Annotated in this window: 9 protein-coding genes; 3 read left to right on the forward strand and 6 right to left on the reverse strand. The window is 69.2% G+C overall.

Going from position 1 to position 4,435, the window contains the following annotated elements:
• The 6 genes from ACFWPJ_RS25785 to ACFWPJ_RS25810 all read right to left on the reverse strand — a co-directional run.
• Positions 1-780 (reverse strand): DNA-processing protein DprA (locus tag ACFWPJ_RS25785; protein ID WP_378854996.1); only part of this gene is annotated, 780 nt, incomplete at its 3' end.
• Between the two features lie 126 nt (positions 781-906).
• Positions 907-1,182 carry a hypothetical protein gene (locus ACFWPJ_RS25790; RefSeq protein ID WP_378854998.1) on the reverse strand — a complete coding sequence of 92 codons (276 nt, stop codon included), beginning with the start codon at positions 1,180-1,182 and terminating at the stop codon, positions 907-909.
• 263 nt (positions 1,183-1,445) lie between these two features.
• The gene (locus ACFWPJ_RS25795) at positions 1,446-1,955 is read right to left on the reverse strand and encodes a hypothetical protein (protein ID WP_378855000.1); all 510 of its coding nucleotides are present in this window, start codon (positions 1,953-1,955) and stop codon (positions 1,446-1,448) included.
• A 101-nt stretch (positions 1,956-2,056) separates the two neighbouring features.
• Positions 2,057-2,401, reverse strand: a complete 345-nt coding sequence (locus ACFWPJ_RS25800) for a hypothetical protein (RefSeq protein ID WP_378855002.1) — start codon at positions 2,399-2,401, stop codon at positions 2,057-2,059.
• Positions 2,398-2,892: a hypothetical protein gene (locus ACFWPJ_RS25805; RefSeq protein ID WP_378855003.1), complete on the reverse strand. Its 495-nt coding sequence runs from the start codon at positions 2,890-2,892 to the stop codon at positions 2,398-2,400. Before ACFWPJ_RS25805 ends, ACFWPJ_RS25800 begins: the two co-directional genes overlap by 4 nt.
• Complete coding sequence (locus tag ACFWPJ_RS25810; protein WP_378855005.1) at positions 2,889-3,215, reverse strand: hypothetical protein; 327 nt, start codon at positions 3,213-3,215, stop codon at positions 2,889-2,891. Before ACFWPJ_RS25810 ends, ACFWPJ_RS25805 begins: the two co-directional genes overlap by 4 nt.
• Positions 3,216-3,220: 5 nt before the next feature.
• Here ACFWPJ_RS25810 and ACFWPJ_RS25815 point away from each other — a divergent pair, with 5 nt between their 5' ends.
• The 3 genes from ACFWPJ_RS25815 to ACFWPJ_RS25825 all read left to right on the forward strand — a co-directional run.
• Positions 3,221-3,376 (forward strand): hypothetical protein, encoded by a 156-nt coding sequence (locus ACFWPJ_RS25815; protein WP_378855007.1) that lies wholly within the window; start codon positions 3,221-3,223, stop codon positions 3,374-3,376.
• A 33-nt stretch (positions 3,377-3,409) separates the two neighbouring features.
• Positions 3,410-3,637, forward strand: a complete 228-nt coding sequence (locus ACFWPJ_RS25820) for a hypothetical protein (protein ID WP_378855009.1) — start codon at positions 3,410-3,412, stop codon at positions 3,635-3,637.
• A gap of 575 nt (positions 3,638-4,212) precedes the next feature.
• Positions 4,213-4,435: hypothetical protein (locus ACFWPJ_RS25825; protein ID WP_378855011.1), on the forward strand; the 223-nt coding region annotated here is incomplete at its 3' end.

A 4,435-nucleotide genomic window follows, 5' to 3' on the forward strand; every position in this document is an offset into this window, starting at 1 on the left:
CGATGTGGGAGTGGGCAGGGCGAACACCGGCCGGTCGAGCTGGTTGGCCCAGTCGGCGGCGTTGAGGGTGCCGCTGCGGATCCCGGCCTCGGGCACCACCATCCCGGCTCGGCCGAGGGCGGCGATGATCCGGTTGCGGTGCAGGAATCGGTCGCGGGTCGGGCGGTCGAACGGCGGGTATTCCGAGACCAACAGCCCTCGCTGGGTGACCTTTTCGAACAGTTCGCGGTTCGCAATGGGGTGGGCGTGGCTCAGACCGCTGGCGGTGACCACGACCGCGGACCCGTCCACGCCGAGCGTGGCCTCCAGCACCGCGGTGTCGACACCGAACGCGCCCCCGGTCACGATCGTCCACCCCTGCCGCGCGGCAGAGGAGGTGAACTGGTGGGTGGCGGCGCGGCCGTGGTCGGTGCAGTCCCGCGCGCCGACCACCGCCAGGCTGGGGGCGAGGAGTGCGTCGAGGCGTCCGGCTCCGCGCGCCCACAGCGCCACCGGTCCGTAGCGGTTGGTGTCGGGGTCGTCGAACTCGGTGAGCTGGCGACGCCACTCGGGGTCCTCGGGGGTGATCAGCCTGGCGCCGATCCGGTTCGCATCGGCGACGTCGGCTCCGGCGCGAACCGTCAGGCCGGGGGTGGCGTGGGCGAGGATGTCGGCGGCGCCGGCGGGACCCTGCGCCGCGAGCAGGACCGCGACCGCGCCTCGGTGGGTGAGGGCGGCGCGGGCCAAGATCGCCCACGCCAATTGTTGGGCCCGCTTGTCGGCGGAGCTGGATGGGTCCATGGTCGATGAAGTCCTCTCGAAGTCGGGGCCGCGGCTGGGGCTGTGGGAGGACGGTCGGTGCGTCGCTCGGCCCCGCGGTCGCGGTGAGGAGTGCGGCAACGGCGATCGCCGCAGGTGCTGGCGGGTTCAGGGCTGGCCGAGTGCGCGGCTGATGTGCTGGGCGGAGGCGAGGGCGTCGCTCACGGCGACGGCGTCGCGGTGGCGCAACGTGGTGGTGACCGTGCCGACTTTGGCCTTGTCGGCGTTGTAGACGCGGAGGGTGAGGTGGTTTTCGCCGGGACCGCCGTAGCTGATTTCGAGGGCGGCGTCGAAGGTCATCCAGTCGAAGGAGAGCCCGATCAGCCCGGATGTGCCGTAGCGGCGGCGTTTGTCTCGGCGGTGGTCGCGGATTCGAGTCAGCATCACAGGGGCACAATCACTTTCGGTCGGTGAACCGGTCGCGGCGGAATCGAACTCGGCCGGATTGGGCGCTTGGAGCACGCTCGAGGGTGGAGGACCGGCCCCGGGGACTGCAATGACACGCTGGAGGCGTGTGATGGCTCCTGTTGTGGTTGTCCACAGGGGTATCCACAACATGTGGATACGTGAGCGCGCCCCACTACCGGTGCTCGTGCCGGCAAGAGGTGAGGCAGTCCGTTGTTTAGCGAGGCCGGACCGAGCGTCAGTCAGGGATTCGCTTCGGAGTCGTCGGTGGAGTCGATGGTTTCCCACAGTTTCCGGGCGGCGATGAACGCGGCGAGCAAGTCTATCGGCTGGGAACCCTCGGAGTTCGGCGCCGGGTCGCGGACCTTGCGCAACCGCAGGAATCGCACCCCGCGAAGCGGGATACCGGTGGCCGCGGGACCGGACTCGTCGGCCGGGACGGTGAAGACGTCGTAGTCGTCGAGCCGGATCCAGGCCTCGTACCAGGCTTCGGCTGGTTTGCCCTCCCGGCCCGGCGAGGTGTTCTCGGCGGGCGCCCAGTACCGGCAACGGCACAGCGGGTCGCCGCACCGGTTGAGCGGGGTGTTACCGGCGGGGTTGTAGCGGTCGACGTGCCCGGCCAGCATCACGCACGCGCGACGGCTGTACCAGGCGCATTCGGGGTGCAAACCGGGCTCGACCGCCACGCCACGCAGGTAGTCGGACGGGCGGATCATCAACACCAGGGTGTCGTCGAGCGGTTCCCCGCACACCTGACAACGCCTATGGCGCAGGACCTCGCCAAGGCGGTGGGGGTCGATCCTGCCCCACACCGGACGGGTCCGATCCCGGTGGGCGAGAGTGATGTAGGGGACTACGAGTCCGGCCGAGATCGGCGCGTGTGCCAAGCGCGCGGGGATCGGAACACGCTCGGCCGCTGGCGGCCGGGATGTGGGGGAGTGGGGTGTGGTAGGCAAACGGGCCTCGAACCTGCTGATGCGGCACCGGGTTCGGTGTCGTCGGTGGGATTGGGGTGGGCGACCAGGACCACGGTGGTGGTCCGGTCCGGGTTGGACGGGGTTTGGACGCGCAGGTGGATCAGCGTGACCAGCGAGGCGACAGTCGGTGTTCCGGCGTTCCACGGCAGATAGCGGGTCTCGTCGAGGGCGGGCATTTGGGCGCGCAGCCAGGCGTTGAGCTGCTTGACGTCGGTGATCATGAGGTCGTGATCCACTCGTGGCCGGTGTGGGGGTTGTGCCCGTAGACCCGCACCAGCGCAGGCGGGGACAGTGTCGCGGCGATGACGGTGGCGGGCAGGACCGCGTCGTGACCGCTGTAGGCCCACGCACCACCGGCGATGACCCAGCTTTCCCCGTCCGGTTCGGCCGGCATCAACCGCCACGAGACCGCGTCGAGCCCGTCACGGATCGGGTCGGGCACCCAGTGCGGGATCGCGATGCCGTCGCGCATCTTGTGGGTGAGGGTGGCGTGTTCGACGCGCACCAATCCCATCACCGGGCGGCGCCCGAAGTCGTGGTCGGCGGTCTCGGGGAAGACGGCCAGTTTCGTGCCCGCGGCCGGTGGGTGGGCGAATGCGCTGTGCCAGCCCACGATCACGACCTCGGTCGCGGCCAGCACTGGGTGTACTCGTGCGGTCCATCGACCAGGGTCGGGTAGGTCGTCGGCGGCGAGGCTGGTCGGCATGGTCACGCCGGTTCCTCGGTTGTCGTGCGGGTGTGGCGTTGGACGGATTCGATGAAACGCAGCGGCAGGATCACCCGCTCACCGGGTTCGGTGGTCAGCACGGTGTAGCGGGAACCGACCGTGGTGACTGTCGTGGTGGGCAGGGTGTGCCCGCCGCGGGTGCGCACGGTGATGGTGTCGCCGTGGAGGTGCGCGGCGTGCAGTTCGGCGGTGATCGCTATCGACGCCGCGGGTGCCGGGCGCGCCGGTGTGGACGCAGGGGTGCGGAGTTGGGCGATCGCGGCGCGTAGCCGGTAGCGCAGCGGCGGGATAGTCAGGGGCTGGGTCATGAGCGGTGGATCCTCCTGAGAAGTCGCAGAAACGTGAACCGGCGGGCCGGTCGCGGATGATGGCGGGCAGCGAGGGCGGCGGCGAGCCGGTCGGCTTCGGTGCGGTCGAGATCGATGAGCTGGCAGCGGGTTTGACCGTCGAGGGTGTCGTGCAGGTGTAGGCGGACCCAGTAGCCGTCGGTGCTGATGTGCACGTGGGCGCCGTCGCGGTCGTGAAGCCGGAGCAGCGGGACGGGCAGATGCGGCAGTGGTGGGTGGTTCATGCCAACCTGCCGGTCTCGATCCAGGTCACCTCGTCGCTGGCCTGGTTGAAGCTGTGTTTGTGGATGCGGGCACAGCGAGGGCACTGCTTTTCGGCGTCGGGATGTTTGATCAGGCGCACCGGCGCCGAACAGCACGGTGTGGTGGTGCGGACCCGATGAGCACCCCAGACACCGGTCACCGAGGTACGGACCGGGGTAACACGGACAACTCGCGGGAGGGCGACGTGATGCATGCGGCTCCGATCGATGAAGGTGGTGGGGGCTTCGCGGCGGGTTCGAGCCCGCGCCACGCGAGACTCGGCTTCGGACGGACTGGGAAGATCACCGCACAGGGGGCGCGCCTGGCCCGCCGTCGGCGTCGTTGAGTCCCTCCCGTTGTCGTGACTGTCTGGCCGGGAAACGTTGTGCAGGTTGGAAACACATCGGTCGCACTGGCGCCAGAGGATCGGGCTGTGATCGGTGCCATGGACCTGCAGCCGTCACGACGGCGTTGGGCGTGCATACCGTTGGTCGACAACATCATTGGTTGTTGTCCCAGGAGGCGTAGGTGCCGAAATCTCGAACGCGACGTCCGAAAACGAGAAGAAGAGAACTGCGGCACAACGCGATCGCGACCGCGACCGGCACATGTATGCCGCTTGGCGCACTGGTGGCGAAAGGCTCTGAAAGGCCCCATCGAGGTACGGCCCGCGCAGACCGAGGCAGAACTCGCGAGGTTCGCCGAGTGGGGGTCGATGGCGGGGCTGAACGGGCCGGCGATCGCCGAGCGGATGATCAAGGCCCACCGGCAGCAAGTGCTCGGTGCCGCGGTGGTGCGCGGAGATACCTGGCGAGTGATGACCCGGCGCAACACCAGTTTCGAGTCATTGGTGCTGGCGCGCACGGCAGCGTTGGTCGCCCTCGACGGCGACGGCGCGGTGATCGGCGGGGTGCTGGCCGGACTCAACGCCGATGAGC

Origin of the sequence: Nocardia sp. NPDC058497, assembly GCF_042720195.1 — a bacterium.
Taxonomy (GTDB): Bacteria; Actinomycetota; Actinomycetes; order Mycobacteriales; family Mycobacteriaceae; genus Nocardia.